The sequence below is a fragment of the Pelagimonas phthalicica genome (genome assembly GCF_004364805.1).
In the GTDB taxonomy this organism is placed as follows: domain Bacteria; phylum Pseudomonadota; class Alphaproteobacteria; order Rhodobacterales; family Rhodobacteraceae; genus Pelagimonas; species Pelagimonas phthalicica.
Map to the genome: position 1 here is coordinate 844,402 of NZ_SOAP01000001.1, position 18,654 is coordinate 863,055.

At 58.8% G+C, this 18,654-nt stretch carries 21 protein-coding genes; 14 read left to right on the forward strand and 7 right to left on the reverse strand.

The window, feature by feature from the left end; translation table 11 throughout:
- The 11 genes from CLV87_RS04135 (at position 1) to CLV87_RS04180 (ending at position 8,734) form a co-directional block, all read left to right on the forward strand.
- Positions 1-2,961 (forward strand): 2-oxoglutarate dehydrogenase E1 component, encoded by a 2,961-nt coding sequence (locus CLV87_RS04135; protein WP_099243308.1) that lies wholly within the window; start codon positions 1-3, stop codon positions 2,959-2,961.
- 33 nt (positions 2,962-2,994) lie between these two features.
- Positions 2,995-4,488, forward strand: coding sequence for a 2-oxoglutarate dehydrogenase complex dihydrolipoyllysine-residue succinyltransferase (gene odhB / locus CLV87_RS04140; protein WP_099243307.1), 1,494 nt, complete (start codon positions 2,995-2,997; stop codon positions 4,486-4,488).
- A gap of 8 nt (positions 4,489-4,496) precedes the next feature.
- Positions 4,497-4,925 carry a hypothetical protein gene (locus CLV87_RS04145; RefSeq protein ID WP_133840684.1) on the forward strand — a complete coding sequence of 143 codons (429 nt, stop codon included), beginning with the start codon at positions 4,497-4,499 and terminating at the stop codon, positions 4,923-4,925.
- 118 nt (positions 4,926-5,043) lie between these two features.
- Complete coding sequence (locus tag CLV87_RS04150; RefSeq protein WP_133840685.1) at positions 5,044-5,442, forward strand: hypothetical protein; 399 nt, start codon at positions 5,044-5,046, stop codon at positions 5,440-5,442.
- Between the two features lie 16 nt (positions 5,443-5,458).
- Positions 5,459-5,848 (forward strand): MAPEG family protein, encoded by a 390-nt coding sequence (locus tag CLV87_RS04155; protein ID WP_099243304.1) that lies wholly within the window; start codon positions 5,459-5,461, stop codon positions 5,846-5,848.
- Positions 5,849-5,951: 103 nt separating this feature from the next.
- Positions 5,952-7,340 (forward strand): dihydrolipoyl dehydrogenase, encoded by a 1,389-nt coding sequence (gene lpdA, locus CLV87_RS04160; RefSeq protein ID WP_099243303.1) that lies wholly within the window; start codon positions 5,952-5,954, stop codon positions 7,338-7,340.
- A 131-nt stretch (positions 7,341-7,471) separates the two neighbouring features.
- Positions 7,472-7,648: a hypothetical protein gene (locus CLV87_RS23805; protein WP_166652668.1), complete on the forward strand. Its 177-nt coding sequence runs from the start codon at positions 7,472-7,474 to the stop codon at positions 7,646-7,648.
- Between the two features lie 18 nt (positions 7,649-7,666).
- Positions 7,667-7,927: a RebB family R body protein gene (locus CLV87_RS04165; protein WP_099243302.1), complete on the forward strand. Its 261-nt coding sequence runs from the start codon at positions 7,667-7,669 to the stop codon at positions 7,925-7,927.
- A gap of 2 nt (positions 7,928-7,929) precedes the next feature.
- A complete protein-coding gene (locus tag CLV87_RS04170; protein ID WP_099243301.1) occupies positions 7,930-8,154 on the forward strand; it encodes a RebB family R body protein in 225 nt (74 codons plus the stop codon).
- 9 nt (positions 8,155-8,163) lie between these two features.
- Positions 8,164-8,400: a RebB family R body protein gene (locus CLV87_RS04175; RefSeq protein ID WP_099243300.1), complete on the forward strand. Its 237-nt coding sequence runs from the start codon at positions 8,164-8,166 to the stop codon at positions 8,398-8,400.
- Entirely contained in the window at positions 8,393-8,734 is a 342-nt protein-coding gene (locus CLV87_RS04180; protein WP_099243299.1) for a hypothetical protein, read from the forward strand. The genes CLV87_RS04175 and CLV87_RS04180 overlap by 8 nt, the downstream gene beginning before the upstream one ends.
- 122 nt (positions 8,735-8,856) lie before the next feature.
- On the opposite strand, the gene CLV87_RS04185 is transcribed toward CLV87_RS04180, so the two are convergent.
- Genes CLV87_RS04185 through CLV87_RS04200 form a run of 4 tightly spaced genes read right to left on the reverse strand, consistent with a single transcriptional unit; the run spans position 8,857 to position 11,744 of the window.
- On the reverse strand, positions 8,857-9,459 hold the full coding sequence (locus CLV87_RS04185; protein WP_099243298.1) for a pyridoxamine 5'-phosphate oxidase family protein: 603 nt from the start codon (positions 9,457-9,459) through the stop codon (positions 8,857-8,859).
- On the reverse strand, positions 9,416-10,165 hold the full coding sequence (locus tag CLV87_RS04190; RefSeq protein WP_099243297.1) for a lysophospholipid acyltransferase family protein: 750 nt from the start codon (positions 10,163-10,165) through the stop codon (positions 9,416-9,418). Before CLV87_RS04190 ends, CLV87_RS04185 begins: the two co-directional genes overlap by 44 nt.
- Positions 10,165-11,037, reverse strand: a complete 873-nt coding sequence (locus tag CLV87_RS04195) for a cell division protein FtsX (protein WP_099244790.1) — start codon at positions 11,035-11,037, stop codon at positions 10,165-10,167. The genes CLV87_RS04190 and CLV87_RS04195 overlap by 1 nt, the downstream gene beginning before the upstream one ends.
- Positions 11,038-11,066: 29 nt before the next feature.
- A complete protein-coding gene (locus CLV87_RS04200) occupies positions 11,067-11,744 on the reverse strand; it encodes a cell division ATP-binding protein FtsE (protein ID WP_099243296.1) in 678 nt (225 codons plus the stop codon).
- 162 nt (positions 11,745-11,906) lie between these two features.
- On the opposite strand from CLV87_RS04200, the gene CLV87_RS04205 reads away from it, so the two are divergent.
- Positions 11,907-12,833, forward strand: coding sequence for a zinc-ribbon domain-containing protein (locus tag CLV87_RS04205; protein ID WP_306438010.1), 927 nt, complete (start codon positions 11,907-11,909; stop codon positions 12,831-12,833).
- A gap of 69 nt (positions 12,834-12,902) precedes the next feature.
- On the opposite strand, the gene CLV87_RS04210 is transcribed toward CLV87_RS04205, so the two are convergent.
- From CLV87_RS04210 to CLV87_RS04220, 3 genes are all read right to left on the reverse strand, one after another.
- Positions 12,903-14,129: an ABC transporter permease gene (locus tag CLV87_RS04210; RefSeq protein ID WP_235871888.1), complete on the reverse strand. Its 1,227-nt coding sequence runs from the start codon at positions 14,127-14,129 to the stop codon at positions 12,903-12,905.
- A gap of 104 nt (positions 14,130-14,233) precedes the next feature.
- Positions 14,234-15,040, reverse strand: a complete 807-nt coding sequence (locus CLV87_RS04215) for a taurine ABC transporter ATP-binding protein (protein ID WP_099243295.1) — start codon at positions 15,038-15,040, stop codon at positions 14,234-14,236.
- Positions 15,041-15,157: 117 nt separating this feature from the next.
- Entirely contained in the window at positions 15,158-16,162 is a 1,005-nt protein-coding gene (locus tag CLV87_RS04220; RefSeq protein ID WP_099244784.1) for a taurine ABC transporter substrate-binding protein, read from the reverse strand.
- A gap of 360 nt (positions 16,163-16,522) precedes the next feature.
- Between CLV87_RS04220 and CLV87_RS04225 the strand changes: the two genes are divergently transcribed.
- Positions 16,523-17,911, forward strand: coding sequence for an aminotransferase family protein (locus CLV87_RS04225; protein WP_099243294.1), 1,389 nt, complete (start codon positions 16,523-16,525; stop codon positions 17,909-17,911).
- Positions 17,862-18,593, forward strand: coding sequence for a GNAT family N-acetyltransferase (locus tag CLV87_RS04230; protein ID WP_099243293.1), 732 nt, complete (start codon positions 17,862-17,864; stop codon positions 18,591-18,593). The genes CLV87_RS04225 and CLV87_RS04230 overlap by 50 nt, the downstream gene beginning before the upstream one ends.
- The last annotated feature ends 61 nt before the right edge of the window (positions 18,594-18,654 follow it).

An 18,654-nucleotide genomic window follows, 5' to 3' on the forward strand; every position in this document is an offset into this window, starting at 1 on the left:
ATGAACGATCAAAGCCCAAACGACCTCTTCCATGCTTCCAGCTTTATGCAGGGGCATAATGCGGAATATCTGGAGCAGATGTATGCCCGCTATGCCAATGACCCCAACGCGGTCGATCAGGCCTGGCAGGAGTTTTTCCGCCAGTTGGGCGATGCCGAGTTGGACGCCAAGCGCGAGGCCGAGGGGCCGAGTTGGTCGCGCGGTGACTGGCCTCCACAGCCCAATGATGATCTGACCGGCGCGCTGACCGGCGAATGGCCCGCCGCCCCGGCAGAGGCCAAGGGTGCTGGCAAAAAGATCAAGGAAAAGGCCGAGGCCAAGGGCGTTGAGCTGACCGATGATCAGATCCAGCGTGCCGTGCTGGATTCGATCCGCGCGCTGATGCTGATCCGGGCCTATCGTATTCGTGGCCACTTGGCCGCCGATCTGGACCCGCTGGGCCTGCATGGCCGCGACCCGCATCCTGAGCTGGATCCGAAAAGCTATGGCTTTACCGATGCCGACATGGATCGCCCGATCTTTATCGACAACGTGCTGGGCCTGCAAATTGCCTCGATGCGTCAGATCGTCGAGATCGTGAAACGCACCTATTGCGGCACTTTTGCGCTGCAATACATGCATATTTCCGACCCGGAACAGGCGGCCTGGCTCAAGGAGCGGATCGAGGGTTTCGGCAAGGAAATCCAATTCACCCGCGAAGGGCGCAAGGCGATCCTGAACAAGATGGTCGAGGCCGAGGGCTTTGAGAAGTTCCTGCATGTGAAATACATGGGCACTAAGCGGTTTGGTCTGGATGGCGGCGAAAGCCTGATCCCCGCGATGGAGCAGATCATTAAGCGCGGCGGCAATCTGGGCGTCAAGGAAATCGTCATCGGCATGCCGCACCGTGGCCGTTTGTCAGTTCTGGCGAACGTGATGCGCAAGCCTTACAAAGCGATCTTTAACGAATTCCAGGGCGGCAGCTTTAAGCCCGAAGATGTCGACGGGTCGGGCGATGTAAAATATCACCTCGGTGCCTCAAGCGACCGCGATTTTGACGGTCATCCGGTGCACCTGTCGTTGACCGCGAACCCATCGCACCTTGAGGCGGTGAACCCGGTTGTTCTGGGCAAGGTCCGCGCCAAGCAGGATCAGGTCAAAGACAAGGCGCGCACCAGCGTGCTGCCTATCTTGCTGCACGGCGATGCGGCCTTTGCCGGTCAGGGTGTTGTGGCGGAATGTTTCGCCCTGTCTGGCTTGCGTGGCCACAAGACCGGCGGCACGATCCATATCGTTGTGAACAACCAGATCGGTTTCACCACCGCGCCGCATTTCAGCCGCTCCAGCCCCTATCCAACCGATAACGCGCTGGTGGTTGAGGCCCCGATTTTCCACGTCAACGGGGATGACCCAGAGGCGGTGGTGCACGCCGCCAAGGTCGCGACCGAGTACCGCCAGAAATTCGGCAAGGACGTGGTCATCGACATGTTCTGCTACCGTCGCTTTGGTCACAACGAGGGCGACGAGCCCATGTTCACCAACCCGATCATGTACAAGCAGATCAAGAGCCACAAAACCACCCTGTCGCTCTACACCGAACGCCTGGTCAAAGACGGGCTGATACCCGAGGGCGAGATCGAAGACATGAAGGCCGCCTTCCAGGCGCATCTGAACGAAGAGTTCGAGGCCGGCAAAGTCTTTAAGCCCAACAAGGCCGACTGGCTGGATGGCCGCTGGTCCCATCTCGACAAGATCAAAGAGGGCGATTACCAGCGCGGCAAAACCGCAATCAAGCCCGAGACTGCGCAGGATATCGGCACCGCGCTGACCCGCATTCCCGAAGGCTTTCCGCTGCACAAGACCGTTGGCCGCCTTGTTGATGCGCGCGCCAAGATGTTTGAAAGCGGTCAGGGCTTTGACTGGGCTACAGCCGAGGCGATGGCATTCGGCTCGCTCCAGCTCGAAGGGTATCCTGTGCGTCTGGCCGGTCAGGATTGTACGCGCGGCACCTTCTCGCAGCGCCATTCCGGCTTTGTGAACCAGGAAACCGAAGAGCGTTACTACCCGCTCAACAATATCCGCGAAGGTCAGGCCCAGTACGAGGTCATCGACTCGGCCCTGTCCGAATATGCGGTTCTGGGCTTTGAATATGGCTATTCGCTGGCGGAACCCAACGCGCTGACCCTGTGGGAAGCGCAGTTCGGCGACTTTGCCAATGGTGCGCAGATCATGTTTGACCAGTTCATCAGCTCGGGCGAAAGCAAATGGCTGCGCATGTCCGGCCTGGTCTGCCTGCTGCCCCACGGGTTTGAGGGTCAGGGCCCCGAGCACAGCTCGGCGCGTCTGGAACGCTTCTTGCAGATGTGTGGTCAGGATAACTGGATCGTGGCGAACTGCTCGACCCCGGCGAACTATTTCCACATCCTGCGCCGCCAGCTGCACCGCTCGTTCCGCAAGCCGCTGATCATGGTCACACCAAAATCGCTGCTGCGTCACAAGCTCTGCACCTCGGCGATTGAGGACTTTACCGATGGGTCGTCCTTCCACCGTGTGCTGTGGGATGATGCCGAAAAGGGCCAGTCCGACACCAAGCTCAAGGCTGACGACAAGATCAAGCGCGTCGTCATGTGTTCCGGCAAGGTCTATTACGACCTGCTTGAGGAGCGCGACGCCCGGGGCATCGACGACATCTATCTGCTGCGCGTCGAACAGTTCTACCCCTTCCCGGCGCTGGCGCTGGTCAAGGAGCTGGAACGCTTCCCGCAGGCGGAAATGGTCTGGTGTCAGGAAGAGCCCAAGAACCAGGGCGCATGGTCCTTTATCGAGCCCAATATCGAATGGGTTCTGGGCCGCATCAAAGCCTCGCACCCGCGCCCCCGTTATGTCGGTCGCGCGACCTCGGCCTCTCCGGCCACCGGTCTCGCCAGCCAGCACAAAGCCCAACAAGCCGCGCTCGTGAACGAAGCGCTGACAATCGAATAAGCCCTCCCTACGGGATCAAAGAAGGAAAACAACATGACCGAAGTGCGCGTTCCCACATTGGGCGAATCCGTGACCGAAGCCACGGTGGCCACATGGTTCAAGAAACCCGGCGATGCGGTTGCCGTTGACGAAATGCTCTGCGAGCTGGAAACCGACAAAGTCACCGTCGAAGTGCCCTCTCCCGTGGCGGGCACCCTGGCCGAGATCGTCGCCGCCGAAGGTGACACCGTGGGCGTCGACGCCCTGCTGGCCAATATCTCTGAGGGTGCGGGCGCTGCGGCCCCGGCCCCGGCGGCGGCCCCTGCAGCTGCGGCGGCTCCGGCGGCCTCTGCTGAGAGCACCGATGTGATGGTGCCCACCTTGGGTGAATCGGTGACCGAAGCCACTGTTTCCACCTGGTTCAAAAAGGTTGGCGATGCGGTTGCACAAGACGAAATGCTGTGTGAGCTGGAAACCGACAAGGTCTCGGTCGAGGTGCCTGCCCCCGCCGCTGGCGTTCTGGCAGAAATCACCGCCGCCGAAGGCACCACTGTGGATGCCACAGCCAAGCTTGGTGTGATCTCCGGCAGCGCCGGTGCGGTTGCCGCCGCCCCTGCTGCAGCCCCGGCGCCTGCTGCTGCTCCGGCCGCTGGCAAAGACATCAAAGACGGCCCAGCCGCCGAAAAAGCCATCGCCGAGGCGGGCATTTCCCGTGACGCTGTTACCGGCACAGGCCGCGATGGTCGCGCCACCAAGGCCGATGTTGCCGCCGCCGTGGCTGCGGCCTCTGCCGCGCCTGCGCCGGCCCCTGCCGCTGCCCCACGTGCGCCGGTGCCAGCCGATGACGCCGCCCGCGAAGAGCGCGTGAAGATGACCCGCCTGCGCCAGACCATCGCCAAGCGCCTGAAAGACAGCCAGAACACCGCCGCCATGCTGACCACCTATAACGAGGTCGACATGACCGAGGTGATGGCGCTGCGCAAAGAGTACAAAGACCTGTTTGAAAAGAAACACGGTGTGCGTCTCGGCTTTATGTCCTTCTTTACCAAGGCCTGCTGCCATGCGCTGAAAGAAGTGCCCGAGGTCAACGCCGAAATCGACGGCACCGACATCGTTTACAAGAACTTTGTCCATATGGGCGTTGCCGCTGGCACCCCGACCGGTCTGGTTGTTCCGGTGATCCGCGACGCGGATAGCATGTCTTTCGCGGCCATCGAAAAGGCGATTTCCGAAAAGGGCAAGCGCGCCCGCGACGGCAAGCTGTCCATGGCAGAAATGCAGGGCGGCACCTTCACCATCTCTAACGGTGGTGTTTACGGCTCGCTGATGTCCTCGCCGATCCTGAACCCACCGCAATCCGGCATCCTCGGCATGCACAAGATCCAGGACCGCCCAATGGTCATCAATGGCGAAATCAAGATCCGCCCGATGATGTATCTGGCCCTGTCCTATGACCACCGCATCGTCGACGGCAAAGGCGCTGTAACCTTCCTGGTGCGCGTCAAGGAAGCGCTGGAAGATCCCCGTCGTTTGTTGATGGATCTGTAACAATAATCATGTCGTCTCCTGACCCCGCCATTTACCCAAAGGCACCGGCACTCGTCCTTGGATGCGCGCTCTGTTCTATGGCGGCGGGGTTGGGAGGATTATTGCAAAATGCACCGTTGCACAAAACAGGCTTCCTGGGGGTCGCTATCGTCTTTGGCTGGCTCACACCTTTGTTCATTGGTTTTGGCCTACTCGCCGTTCGCAAAAGGTTCGAAAAAGTCAAAAAAGGGAACAAATACGTAACCTGGCGGTGGGCGTTATTTGGCTTGCCCCTTTCTTGGTGGATCGCGCGTTCCTATTGGGGGCATGAATTGGTCGATGACCTCATCGGAGGATGGCTGTCCTCACAATGGTACTGGTTCAAATATGTTGCGATTTTTGGCCCCCCGATGGCGCTTCTTCTAAAACTTTTTGGCGAACTGCAGCACTCGAAATGACCGCCGAACTCACATATCTCACCTTCCGCGTGCCTCAAACGGACCGAATAGAAGCCATCTTAGGGGCGCAGGCATATGAAAGCCTCAAAGGCCATCTTACGACGTTTGGAGCGAGCCAGTGACAGACCATACTGAAATGTCTCCACTCTCGTTCAAAATTGCCTTTATGGTCTGTGCAACGATAGCATTGATCAATGCCACGATGGTTGGCTTTGGCTTGTGGTTTACTACCGGAAAACCTGTCTGGGAAACTCATTTGCCCAGCTACGTCCTTGGTGCCGCTCTCTGGGGAGGCCTGGCCGCGGCGATTTTCATGCTTCACAGAATTGCAATTGCTTTCATTGCGGTCATCTTGGTGCGCAAAGGGTTTGGCTTGTGGCAGATCTACAATGCGAACCACGAGGCCGAAATGCTGTTCGGCTCGAGCGTCGCACTCTTTAGCATCGTGAGCCTGGCGATTGTTATTTTTGTCGCGGAATTCGTGGTGAAAGCGTGGCGAAGGGGATACCTCGTATGACACTGAGACAAGCGCTATGACCGCCGAACTCACATATCTCACCCTCGCCACGCTCTGGCTTGCCGTGCATTTCTGCGCCTATGCCTGGACAGCGGGGCGTCAGGTCGGGTTTGACTACACCATGGGCCCGCGCGATCAAAACCGCCAACTCAGCGGCAAACCCGCCCGGCTGCAACGCGCGCTCAACAACCATTTTGAGGCGCTGATCCTCTTTGCCATCGCAACTATGGTGATCACCTATTCCGATCAGGCCACCACCACCACCGGCGCGCTTGCCCTGGTCTTTCTCATCGCCCGCATCCTTTATCTGCCCGCTTATTACTGGGGTTTCACCCCCTGGCGTACGCTGATCTGGCTGCTGGGTTTCGCCTCAACCTTCCTCATTCTCATCCTGGCCCTGATATGACGCACTCTTTCGTTTCTTCTTGGCCCAAATACTCCGGGGGGAGTCATGCAGCGCATGACGGGGGGCTGGCCCCCCTCCCCGCCCCACAGAAAGGACATCCATAATGGCACAATATGACGTCATCGTAATCGGCGCGGGCCCTGGCGGCTATGTCGCGGCCATCCGCTGCGCCCAGCTCGGCCTCAAAACCGCCTGTGTCGAGGGTCGCGAAACCCTGGGCGGCACCTGTCTGAATGTCGGCTGTATCCCGTCCAAAGCCCTGCTGCACGCCACCCACCAGTTGCACGAGGCCGAGCACAACTTTGCCACTATGGGCCTCAAGGGCAAATCCCCGTCGGTCGATTGGGACCAGATGAAAGCCTATAAATCCGACGTGGTTGGCCAGAACACCAAAGGCATCGAATTCCTGTTCAAAAAGAACAAGATCGACTGGCTCAAGGGCTGGGGCTCCATCCCCGCCGCCGGTCAGGTCAAGGTCGGCGATGAGGTCCATGAGGCCAAGAATATCATTATCGCTTCCGGCTCCGAACCTTCGTCCATCCCCGGTGTCGAGATCGACGAAAACATCGTCGTCAGCTCTACCGGCGCGCTGGATCTGAAAAAGATCCCCAAGAAACTGGCGGTGATCGGTGCGGGCGTGATTGGCCTGGAACTGGGTTCGGTCTATGCGCGTCTCGGCTCTGAGGTGCAGGTGATCGAATTCCTCGATGTCATCACCCCCGGCATGGACACCGAAGTGCAGCGCAACTTCCAGAAGATCCTGAAAAAGCAGGGCATGACCTTTACCATGGGTGCGGCTGTACAAAAGGTCGAGACCACCAAGACCAAGGCCAAGCTGACCTATAAGCTGCGCAAAGATGACAGCGAGCACACCATCGACGCCGATACCGTGCTGGTCGCCACCGGGCGCAAGCCGTTCACTGACGGTTTGGGTCTCGAAGCGCTGGGTGTTGAAATCTCCCCACGTGGTCAGATCAAGACTGACAACCAGTGGCGCACCAATGTGCCCGGCATCTATGCCATCGGCGATGCAATCGACGGCCCGATGCTGGCCCACAAAGCCGAAGACGAAGGCATGGCCGCCGCCGAGGTCATTGCGGGCAAGCATGGTCACGTGAACTATGACGTGATCCCGGGCGTGATCTATACCGCGCCCGAGGTTGCTTCGGTCGGCAAGACCGAGGCGCAACTGAAAGAAGAGGGTGTCGCCTATAAAGTCGGCAAATTCTCTTTCATGGGCAATGCCCGCGCCAAGGCCGTGTTCCAGGGCGACGGCTTTGTCAAACTGCTCGCGGATAAGGAAACCGACCGCGTGCTGGGCTGTCACATCATCGGCCCCGGTGCCGGCGATCTGATCCACGAGATCTGTGTCGGCATGGAGTTCGGTGCCTCTGCCGAAGACATCGCCCTGACCTGCCACGCCCACCCGACCTTTTCCGAAGCGGTGCGCGAGGCAGCGCTGGCCTGTGGCGACGGCGCAATCCATATGTAAGCGCGTCTTTTATTACGCCGTGTCAAAGCCCCGGTTTCAACTGGGGCTTTTTCATGTCTGGCCCCACCTGCAAAAAGAGCTTCCCATAGGTCAGCTTCGCCCATAAGCTGAATTTGCGAACAGGGGAAAGCATGTCCGATTTTGATATGAAATCCGCGCAAGCGGTGGCTTTGGCGTCTTTGCAGACGGCCGAGAATATCTCGAAAATGATGTTGGACGCGGTTGCCGATCAGCAGGAACGCCAGCAAAAGCACCTGTCTGAAACCGTTGATCTCATTCAATCCCTATTAAATCCCAAATCCGATTGATCCAAAAGGAGCGCCAGAATGGCCGAACCAACAGCCGTGAATTCCCAGATCACCGATGCCGTCACCCAATCCAATGTCAAAGTCGTCGGAGAGGCTCCGGCCATGGCGATGGGAGCAATTTATCAGAGCCTGGCCCATAGCACCGGGATGCTTTACGAAAACGCCGTGAATGCTGCGCAGCAAAACAACGTGACGGCACAGGCGGCGACAACCATGGGGGTTGCCACGCTTTACAGTGTCGACACTGAGGCGCTCAAATCCGCGGGCAAGGCCAAATAATCATGGCCTTTCCAACAGCGGTCAACGATCAGATCACCGATGCGATCAGCCAGAGCAATCTAACTGTTCTTGGACAATCCAGCGCAACAGCCGTGGCGACAACCGCGCAATCCTTGGCGCATAGCTTTGGGCTCAGGCTCAGCGCAGAACAAGCCGGGTCAGCGCGCTTAGGGATTTTGCGCGAGGCTGTCACCAATAAATGCGTCCAAACACTTGGCACGTCCTAAGGGGGAAAGATGGCTTATCCAACACCAGTGAATGGACAGATCACCGATACGGTCAGTCAGTCCACCTTGATGTCGGTCGGAACCGCCGGATCGGTGGCGCGCAGCGTGATCACCCAAGGGTTCGCAGCGGCCATGGCTGCCTCTGGCCAAAATAGCACCGCTCAGCAGGAAGCGACGCAAATTCTGGCGGATGCCGCGATGACTGCTGCTTTGGCCCGGATGGAGACAGGAGGCGGGGATGACTGACAAGAGTGTAGACTCCACCGAAACAGATGCTGCGAGCACTGTGACAGCGGTCAATGGCCAGATCGAAGACACGCTGAAAGCCTTGAACGAGAGTATTGGCTCTGATGCCTCCTCTTTGGTGAGCGAGGCTGAGGCACAAGCGCAGGCGCTGGCCAAGACACTGGCGCGTCAGGATGCTGTGGCGCATTTGCGGCGCATGCAGATCCTGTCAGAGACAGCTTTCTCAGTTGCGGTTTCAAAACAGGCCAATGGCGATATTGCGGCAGGCGAAGCGATTATGAAGATCGCACAAGAAGCCCTGCGCGATGCGCGCGACATGGTTGCCGAGCTCTAGGGGCCACGGGTTCTCCGTTTGAAAAGGCCCTCTGATGGATGCCAGAGGGCCTTTTATTGAGGCTGGGTGCAGCCAAATTCCGTCAACGGAATTTGCAAATTCCATGCATGGAATTTGGAGGCTCACCACATCCGCGTTTTCGCGTAATCCGCATAGCCGTCGTCATAGGGTTTCGCGGAAACGTCGCCTTCGGTCATGTCCTGCAGGATCTCACCCACGGTTGGCACTGTGCCTGCGTCATCGCGCGACCACAGGCCCGAGCGCATCAGGGCTTTGGCGCATTGGATAAAGACCTCCTCCACCTCAATTACGATCACCGAAGCAGGCAGGATCGATTTGCGCGCAAAACTCTCGCGCAGCGCTGCATCATCGGTCAGCCAGGCCTTGCCGTTTACCCGCACCGTCGTATTCGACCCCGGCACCATGAAAAGCAGCGCAACGCGGCCGTCACAAACAATATCGCGCAAAGCATCAAGACGGTTATTGCCGCGCCAATCGGGCATGTGAATGGTGGTGTCATCGGCCACCCGCACCACCGGGCCATCATCGCCGCGCGGCGTGCCATGCACGCCCTGCGGCCCGACGGTGGACAGGATGCAGAACCGCGAGCCCTCGACCCATTGCCGGTAAAGCGGTGTCAGACGGTTGGCGACCTTACGCAGCGACAGTTCTGCTGGCGCGTCATAGAGATCGCTCAGCGCCTCCAGCGAGTTTACTTTCAGCATCAAACCCAAGCTCCTTCATCAACGCGTTTGATTTAGCCTCAACCCGAGTCTCAAGTTGCGCCATAAAATCAGCCTTTGCCATCCCAGGCGGAATCGGATCGAGAAATTCGACCACTGCCAGACCGGGTTTACGCATGATACCTTTGCGTGGCCAAAGCAGGCCAACATTGGTTGCAGCGGGCACACAGGGCCAGCCCGTTTCCTTGTAAATCGCCGCCGTGCCCACCTTGTAAGGCTTGTAATCCCCAGGAGCGACACGGGTGCCTTGGGAATAGATCACCAACTGTCCGGGCTGAGCTGCGCCCTTTTTCACGTCTTCGAGCATCTGCGCAATCGCCTTCCCGCGCTTGCCGCGATTGACCGGGACACAGCCCAGCCGCCAGGCATATTGGCCAATAAAGGGGGTAAAGAGAAGTTCGCGCTTCATGATGAATTTTGCAGCTGGTACCGCGTCATAGATCATCATGATGTCAAGAAAGCTTTGATGTTTGGCGGCGATAACAACTTCACCCGTTGGGATGGGTCCGCGGATCTCGGTCTTGATGCCCAAAAACACCCGCGCCAGCCACAGCACATGCGCCGCATAAACGCCGCAGACCCAGCGCGCGCCCTTGGGATGCAACAAAAGCGGGAAGCAAACCACGCCCCAGACCGCCATGAACAGATAGATATAGATCACAAAGATCAGCGACTTAAGCCATTGCATCAGGCCAATTCTCCCAAAACGCGCCGCGCCGCGGCTTGTGTTGCGGCAAAGGCGACCAGGGCCGCCAGGGGCGGTACCACGGCAGGCCAAAGCCAGTGCCAGCCCTGAAACCGCAGACCGGTCAGGAATCCGCCCGCATCCGATCCGCCCGGCATCAACAGGATGGCGATAAATCCCAGCACGGTGCCCACCGCCGCTCCGGTCAAGACACGCAGCGTATAGCGGCGCACAAAGGCCGAGGCGATGTAACCATCGGTCGCTCCAACCAGGCGCAGCACTTCGATCACCTGCGCATTAGCGGCCAGCGAAGCATTGGCAGCCAGCGTCACCATGGCCCCCGTTGTGGCGGTGATCAGCAGGATCGACACCCAGCCAAGCAGGTTCAACCGGCTGGCCGCCGCGACCAAAGGTTTGCGCCAGCGGGTATGTTCATCCAGCACGGCACCGGGGGCTTCGGCCTGAAGGCGCAGGCGCAACCCTTCGGAATCATACCCTTGGGCTGTTTCCGCGATTTCAATCAGTTGCGGCACGGGCAATTGATCAACCGGCAGGCCGGGTCCGAACCAGGGTTCGAGCAATGCCTGTTGTTCTTCGGCTGTCAAAGCACGGGCCGAAACCACGCCGGGCGTTTGGGTCAGTACTTTGAGCGCCGCTTCGGTCTGCGCAGCCATTTGCCCGGCTGGGGCCGAGATGCGGATGGTCGATGAGCGCGCCAGTTCCTCGCCCCAGTTGGTGGCCAGCCGGTCGGCAGCCAAAGACAGGGCCAAAGCAAAGACCGTCAAAAACGCCATGGCCGCCGAGGTAAAGACCGTCAGGCGAACCGTAAAACCAGAGGGCGGGACAACCCGGTCGGCACCCAGATCCGCCTGCATCAGTGGTTTGAAAAACTCCAGGAAACGCTTCACAGATCGACCCCCGCTGATTGCAACGTGTGGTTCGAAATGCGCAGCACCCGCGCCGAGACCTGCGCCTTGGCGGCGCGGATCAGGGCAAGATCATGGGTGGCGATCATCACCGTCTTGCCCATCTTGTTCAGCTCGACCAGCAGGCGCAGCAGGCGTTGCGACATTTCCCAATCGACATTGCCGGTGGGCTCATCCGCCAGAATGACATCGGGCGACATGATCAACGCGCGCGCTAGAGCGGCACGTTGCCGTTCCCCGCCTGACAGCTCGGGCGGCAGCGCATTGCCGCGCCCAACGAGGCCGACCCAGGACATCAGCTCTTGCAGATTGGCGAACTGGTCAGGCGTGGCCTGACCGGATACGGTCAGCGGTAAGGCAATGTTTTCATTGACCGGCAAGTGGTCAAGGAATTTGCAATCCTGATGCACCACACCAATGCGCCGCCGCGCATAAGCCACCGCATCACGGCCCATATCGCGGGCGGAATGGTCAAAAATCCTGACGTCACCATCGGTTGGCAGCAAAGCCCCATAGCACAGCTTGAGAAAAGTGGTTTTGCCCGAACCAGACGGACCGGTCAGAAAGTGGAACGAGCCCGGAGCCAGGCTGAACGAAATATCGTTCAAAAGCGCATCCCCGCCATAGCTATAGGCTACATTGTTCAGCTCGATCACGCCTGTTCCGCCCGTGTGTTGTGCAACGGACCTGTTTTGCCGCAGCGCAGGCCATCTTGCAATGACGCGTCGCTAAAATTGGACTTTTCCCGCCGATCCATGCAACCTATTGTCGCGAAAAGAGACTGTGTCAGCTCTGGGGTAGAGGTAAGGGGACATGAGGTGAGCAAAATTCGGTTGATCTGCCCAAATTGCGGTGCGCAATACGAGGTGCCCGCCGAGGTGGTGCCCGATGAGGGGCGCGATGTGCAATGTTCAAACTGTGCGCATACCTGGTTTCAGCGCCACCCTGACCATGACCCGGACCTGGCTGAGGACCTGAACCAGCCAGTGCCTGATACGGCTTGGGAACCCGAGGAGCCGCCTGCGCCGCCCCCGGTTGCGGACACACCGGTCGAGGACGTACCAGTCGAGGCACCGCCTGCCCCGCGCGGGATTGACCCGGAAATGGCTGAGCTGTTTCGCGAAGAGCGCGAATATGAGGCCAATCAACGGGTTGCCGATGCGCTGGAAAGCCAGCCAGATCTGGGTCTGCAGGAACCCAGCGAAGATGAACAAGCCCGCCGCTCGCGCGAAGCGCGTGAGCGTATGGCGCGGATGCGCGGCGAAGACCCAGCAGCCGCCCCGGCCCCGCCGCCGCCCTTGGCCGCGCCTGAGCCAGAGCCGGAAACGGATCGCGAATATGCTGTGGCCCAGGCTGCGGCGGCGGCCGCCGCCGGATCGCGCCGGGATTTGTTGCCAGATGTGGAAGAGATCAATCAGACGCTGCGCTCCAGCTCGGAACCGCGTGTCATCGACACCGCGCCCAAGCAGGTCTTGCCCCCGGATGAACCAAAGAAAAAGGGCGGCTTTTCGCGTGGGTTCCTGACCATGGTTTTTTTGGCGGCCATCGCGGTGGGCGTCTATGTCATGGCCCCAAAGATTTCCGAGCAGCTGCCGCAAGCGAAACCTTATCTGGATGGGTACGTCGCGCAGGTCGATGGGCTGCGGCTCTGGCTGGATGGGCAGGTGACCGCTTTGCTGACCACGTTGGACGGGATGAGTTCGGAGGCCGAGAGCGCGCCGGATGGGGCAGAGAACGACAGCTAACACCCTGACCAAATGGCAAAAAAGAGCGGGCCAGCGGCCCGCTCTTTGGTTTTCCATGCTGTTGGTGGATCAGATCTTGCCCTTCCAGGGGACCAACGCGCGTTCGGCCAAGCGCATCAGGATGTCGATGCCAAATCCGATGATCCCGATCAGGATGATGCCCATGATCACGATGTCCGTCAGCTGGAATTTCGACGCGACCATGATCATCATGCCAGCGCCCTTTTCCGCCGCGACCAGTTCCGCTGCCACAACCGTGCCCCAACAGACACCCATGGCCACCCGCGCGCCAGTAAAGATCTCGGGCAGAGAGTTTGGCACAATCACGTGTCGCATGATCTGGGTCTTGGAAGCCCCGAGGCTGTAGGCCGCATGCACCTTGGAAATCGCCACACCAGACACCCCGGCCCTGGCCGCAATCGCCATGATCCAGAGCGCCGCGAGGAAGAGCAGGATCACCTTGCCCTCTTCGCCGATCCCCGCCCAGATGATCACCAGCGGGATCAAAGCCAGCGGTGGCACCGGACGCATGAATTCGACAATCGGGTCGAACCAGCCGCGGAACCAATCCGACAGGCCCATGGCATAGCCCAAAGGAATGCCAATCAGCGCGCCAAGTATGAAACCGGCAAAGACGCGGAACAGCGAGTAAGACAGGTGTTCCAACAGGGTCGAGCCGCGATAGCCTTCGCTTGCGATTTCCATGAAACGCGACCAGACAGCTTCGGGCGCGGGCAGCCAGATTGGCTCCATCTGCCAGCCCTTGGCCGGTTCAAAGTTCAGCGTGCCCTTGGGCGACATGCCCACACGGCCATTTTCGGTTTCGACAGACTGACCCGGCGCAATGGCCTGGCCGTTCACGGCGGTCACACGGTGGCCTTCTTTGCGGCCATAATCGTCATTCTTGTCGACCCGGATCAGCCCAGAACGCCAAGCCCCGATGGAATCGGAATCGTTCTTGGCCCAGCCATCGCCCGGCTCAACCTCCGGCGCATCGCCCTCTTGGCCAACCTCAAAGACACGCACGGTCACGGTCGCCTCATCCGGTGCCTGCCCATCCGCCTCGGCGGTATAGGTAAAGCTGGTGGTGCCGACAAAAGGCCCCGGCGCATGCAAGAAGGAGGGCACAAGGCGCGAGCCAGTAAAGGCCCCCCACATCACAAAGATCAGCAGAATGGAAATCGCCGAGGCGGCATAATTAGAGGCCACCGCGCTTTCATCACCAAAGGTGACCGTCTTGAGCGAGCCATAATCCTTTTTCGGGGTCAAAAGGCGTTTGATAAACCGCCAAATCATCAAGGTCAGGAGAATGATGCCAATATAGGCCGCGATATAGGGCAAAGCCTGCACGACAGTGATAAAGACATCTCGAAATTCGGCCATTAAGTCCAGGAACCACATCAGCTTGCCTCCTCAGAACGGCCCATGATTTCTTCTTCCATGTCCCAGATCATGCCGAGGATTTCCTCGCGTTTGACGGCAAAATCGGGATGTTTCTTGACCTCGCGCAGATCCTGACCCACGCCAAGATCGGCAAAAGGCAGCCGGTATTCGCGGTGAATACGACCCGGACGCGGGGCCATGACCAACAAGCGTTCACCCAGCAGCAGCGCCTCTTCGACCGAGTGGGTGATCAGGATGATGGTCTTGCCGGTTTCTTTCCAAAGCTTCAGCACCAGCGATTGCATCTTTTCGCGGGTCAACGCGTCAAGCGCGCCCAGAGGTTCATCCATCAGGATGACATCGGGATGATTGGCAAGACAACGGGCCAGTGCCACGCGCTGCTGCATGCCGCCCGAAAGCTCATAAATTGCCTTTTCCTTGAAGTCCTGAAGACCAACGATTTCAAGCAGATGGTCAACTTCTTCGCCGTAATCGGCCTCACGCTTGCCCGCCATGCGGGGGCCAAAGCTGACATTGTCACGCACGCTCATCCATTCAAACAGCGCGCCTTTCTGGAACACCATGCCGCGTTCGGCATCTGGCCCATGTACCGCGTGACCGTTCATCCTGATCACGCCTTCGGTCGGGGCAAGGAACCCGGCGACAATGTTGAGCAAGGTGGTTTTGCCACAGCCCGAAGGGCCGAGCACGCTCATCAGCTCACCTTCGGCAAGGTCAAGGGACACATCCTTGAGCGCCTGAACCGCCGAACCATTGGGCAGGTCAAAGCGCATGGAGAGATTTTCAATGGATAATCCGCTCATATAAGCAGGCCTTTTGCTAAAAGGGGACCGCGCACAAAAGTCATCGATGACTTTTGCAAAAATCGTGCACGATTTTTGGGACCGAGGGACGCAAGCGCGCGCCCCCCGGTGATAGGATTACATGCCTTTTGCGGCCGTCAAAGGCCCAGCATTCACGTTATCCGCATAGCTGTCCAAGGCGCCATCGATCGACCCGGATTCCACAAAGACGTCAGCCACGCCTTTCATGAAGTCCTGCGCACCGCCGCCCAGCCATTTTTCACCCAGCTGATCGTCCAGCCCAGGGAAGGCAAAGGTGGCCAGCGATGCAGCCGCGTCAGCCTCGTCCATACCGGCATCCTTGGCGATCACCGGCAGCATTTCGTCGGTATGCTCGCCGGAATTCCACATGTCATTGGCCTTGGCCGTGACGGCCAGGAATTTGGACACGGTTTCGGAGTTTTCCGCAACCCAACCCGCCGGGCCAGAGGTCACGTCAAATACCAGAATGCCCAGCTCTTCTTTTTCGCCACCGGTCAGCAGCACATTGCCATGCTCTTTCATACGGCGCAGGGAGCCGCCCCAGCCACAAGCCATGTCCACCGATCCCTGAGCAAGCGCAGCCGCCCCATCCGGGGGTGCCATATCGACCACCTCAAGCGAGCCAAGTTCGACCCCGAAATGAGACATCTGTTTCAGGAAACCGAAATGCGCGGCGGTTCCCAAAGGCACGGCAACTTTCTTGCCCGCCAACTCGCCCGCCGAATCCTTGTCGATCTCCAGATCTTCGCGCACGACACAGTTGTCATTGTCAGAATAGCTGACCGCCACATCGAGGATTTGCAGATCTTGCCCGGCCGAGGCCGCCACAACGAAGGGCGGAACACCCTGGCTGACCGCGATCTGTACATCGCCCGAGGCCATGGCCGCCGACATGGCGGTCCCCGTGTCAAAACTGACCCAGTTCACTTCCATGCCCAAGGCTTCGTCATACATGCCTTTGGCCTTGGCATATTCAAACGGCATCGGCCATTCGAGGAAATAGGCCACGGTGATTCCATGCCCATCTGCCATGGCAGCCTGCGTTCCACTGAGAAGAGCCAAGCCCGCTGCGGCACCTTTCAGATAAGTCTTTATCGTCATCTTTTTCTCCCTGTTGCGTCGGTCTGTCGCGCCGATCAAGGCGTCTTGCATCCGAATTTCGAGTGCAAATTTGGCCCCGGTTCTTGTGGGGCTCCCCTAAATCCGAACGGAAAAAAGGCATTCGATCAATGTTTTTTCCACATTCAGCTTTTTGAAAAACTGGTTTTTCGGGGATAGGCCGTTGCGCTAATTGTCTGAATTTTCTAGGTAATCCATTTTGAAACCGATTCATTTTGCCGATTAATGAGACCAATTGGCCTTATAGCAAAATGGATTTGGCCCTATCCGCCTGCCTGAATTTCAGGCTCATCTGCTCTCAACCGGCATAAGCCGCATTTCCTAACAATCAGGAGGTCCACCATGGACGGCAATTACAGTCAAAACGATCTGTCCCACGTTGTTGAGGCCGATAAGGCGCATGTGTGGCATCACCTGATCCAGCACAAGCAATTTGAAAGCAAAGACCCCAACATCATTGTTGAGGGCAAAGGCATGCGTGTCTGGAACCAGAATGGCAAAGAGCATCTGGATGCGGTGTCTGGCGGTGTCTGGACCGTGAATGTCGGCTATGGCCGCGAAAGCATCGTCAAAGCCGTCGCTGATCAGCTGATCAAGCTGCCTTATTTTGCCGGGTCCGCAGGGTCGATCCCCGGCGCGCTCTATGCGGAAAAGCTGATCGAAAAGATGCCGGGGCAGAGCCGCGTCTATTACTGTAACTCCGGTTCTGAGGCGAATGAGAAAGCCTTTAAGATGGTGCGCCAGATCGCGCACAAGCGTTACGGTGGGCAAAAGCACAAGATCCTGTATCGCGATCGCGACTATCATGGCACCACCATTTCCTGCCTGAGTGCCGGTGGCCAGGACGAGCGCGGCGCACAATATGGCCCCTATACGCCGGGCTTTGTCCGCGTGCCGCATTGTCTGGAATACCGCGCCGGTGATCAGGGCGCGCCGGTTGAGAATTACGGTGAATGGGCCGCCAACCAGATCGAAGAGGTCATTCTGCGCGAAGGACCGGACACGGTCGGTGCTCTTTGCCTTGAACCTGTGACCGCCGGTGGTGGTGTGATCACCCCGCCCGAAGGCTACTGGCAGCGCGTGCAGGAGATTTGCAGGAAATATGAGATCCTGCTGCATATTGACGAAGTGGTCTGCGGCGTTGGCCGGACCGGTAAATGGTTTGGTTACCAACAATACGGGATCGAACCAGACATGGTGACCATGGCCAAGGGCGTGGCCTCGGGCTATGCCGCGATTGCCTGCCTGACCACCTCCGAGAAAGTCTTTGAACTGTTCAAGGACAATGCCGATGATCCGCTGAACTATTTCCGCGATATTTCCACCTTTGGGGGCTGCACCGCTGGCCCTGCCGCGGCGATGGAAAACATGCGCATCATCGAGGATGAAAACCTGCTGCAAAACTGCACCGATATGGGGGCCTATATGCTCGACCGTCTGGGCGAGCTTCAGGACAAGCACGCCGTTATCGGTCAGGTGCGCGGCAAAGGCCTGTTTCTGGGCGCTGAGCTGGTCAGCGACCGCGAAGCCCGCACCCCGATGGAAGAAGCCCGCGTTCAGGCCGTTGTTGGCGATTGCATGCAGCAGGGCGTGATCATCGGCGCGACCAACCGGTCTTTGCCGGGTTACAACAACACGCTGTGCTTCTCGCCTGCGCTGATCGCCACCAAAGACGACATTGATGAGATCATTACCGCCGTCGACGGAGCCCTGGGCCGTGTCTTTGGCTGATCTTTCTGCCACCGGTCAGCCGGTGGGGCAAAAGGTGGACGGGGAATTCCCTTGCCCCGTTCCACCTCATCATCCGCTTGTCGGGCGTTTCGGCCAGCTCGTCCCGCTGGCCGAAACTCATTCTGATGGGTTGTTTGACGCCTTTGCGGCAGATCAAACTGGCCGCGGCTGGACCTACCTTCCGATAGACCCATGGGCAGACCGCGCAGTGGCGCGCGCATGGTGCGCCCAAAACGCCACCAGCCGCGACCCGCAATTCTACTGCATTCAGGATCTTGACGGGGTGCCTTTGGGCTTTTGCTCTTACCTGCGCATCGCGCCCGAGGTTGGCTCAATCGAGGTGGGATATATCCATTTCTCACCGCTGATGCAGAAACAGGCCCTCGCGACCGAAGTCATGTTCCTGATGATGCAAAACGCCTTTGACCTGGGCTATCGCCGCTATGAGTGGAAATGCGACGCGCTTAACGCGCCGTCCCGTGCAGCAGCGCAAAGGCTGGGCTTCACCTATGAGGGCACGTTCCGACAGGCCACCCTGTATAAGGGACGCAATCGCGATACAGCGTGGTTTTCGATCATCGACACGGAATGGCCCGCGCTGAAAACCCGGTTTGAACGCTGGCTGTCCCCCAACAATTTCACCACGTCAGGTCAACAGATCACATCGCTCAACCAGATTTGATCCTGCGGGATGGTGGGTGGGGCGAGGTTTGCGGGGAGCTTGCCTCCCCTCAAACCAGCGT

Bases quoted from the DNA above. Each gene is read 5' to 3' on its own strand.
- CLV87_RS04215 (WP_099243295.1), bottom strand. From the start codon at position 15,040: ATGAGCGGATTATCCATTGAAAATCTCTCCATGCGCTTTGACCTGCCC.
- CLV87_RS04185 (WP_099243298.1), bottom strand. From the start codon at position 9,459: ATGCTGAAAGTAAACTCGCTGGAGGCGCTGAGCGATCTCTATGACGCG.
- CLV87_RS04210 (WP_235871888.1), bottom strand. From the start codon at position 14,129: ATGATTTGGCGGTTTATCAAACGCCTTTTGACCCCGAAAAAGGATTAT.
- CLV87_RS04155 (WP_099243304.1), top strand. From the start codon at position 5,459: ATGACCGCCGAACTCACATATCTCACCCTCGCCACGCTCTGGCTTGCC.
- CLV87_RS04190 (WP_099243297.1), bottom strand. From the start codon at position 10,165: ATGCAATGGCTTAAGTCGCTGATCTTTGTGATCTATATCTATCTGTTC.
- CLV87_RS23805 (WP_166652668.1), top strand. From the start codon at position 7,472: ATGTCCGATTTTGATATGAAATCCGCGCAAGCGGTGGCTTTGGCGTCT.
- CLV87_RS04230 (WP_099243293.1), top strand. From the start codon at position 17,862: ATGAGATCATTACCGCCGTCGACGGAGCCCTGGGCCGTGTCTTTGGCT.
- CLV87_RS04195 (WP_099244790.1), bottom strand. From the start codon at position 11,037: ATGCAGGCGGATCTGGGTGCCGACCGGGTTGTCCCGCCCTCTGGTTTT.
- CLV87_RS04180 (WP_099243299.1), top strand. From the start codon at position 8,393: ATGACTGACAAGAGTGTAGACTCCACCGAAACAGATGCTGCGAGCACT.
- lpdA (WP_099243303.1), top strand. From the start codon at position 5,952: ATGGCACAATATGACGTCATCGTAATCGGCGCGGGCCCTGGCGGCTAT.
- odhB (WP_099243307.1), top strand. From the start codon at position 2,995: ATGACCGAAGTGCGCGTTCCCACATTGGGCGAATCCGTGACCGAAGCC.
- CLV87_RS04165 (WP_099243302.1), top strand. From the start codon at position 7,667: ATGGCCGAACCAACAGCCGTGAATTCCCAGATCACCGATGCCGTCACC.
- CLV87_RS04170 (WP_099243301.1), top strand. From the start codon at position 7,930: ATGGCCTTTCCAACAGCGGTCAACGATCAGATCACCGATGCGATCAGC.
- CLV87_RS04145 (WP_133840684.1), top strand. From the start codon at position 4,497: ATGTCGTCTCCTGACCCCGCCATTTACCCAAAGGCACCGGCACTCGTC.
- CLV87_RS04175 (WP_099243300.1), top strand. From the start codon at position 8,164: ATGGCTTATCCAACACCAGTGAATGGACAGATCACCGATACGGTCAGT.
- CLV87_RS04220 (WP_099244784.1), bottom strand. From the start codon at position 16,162: ATGACGATAAAGACTTATCTGAAAGGTGCCGCAGCGGGCTTGGCTCTT.
- CLV87_RS04135 (WP_099243308.1), top strand. From the start codon at position 1: ATGAACGATCAAAGCCCAAACGACCTCTTCCATGCTTCCAGCTTTATG.
- CLV87_RS04225 (WP_099243294.1), top strand. From the start codon at position 16,523: ATGGACGGCAATTACAGTCAAAACGATCTGTCCCACGTTGTTGAGGCC.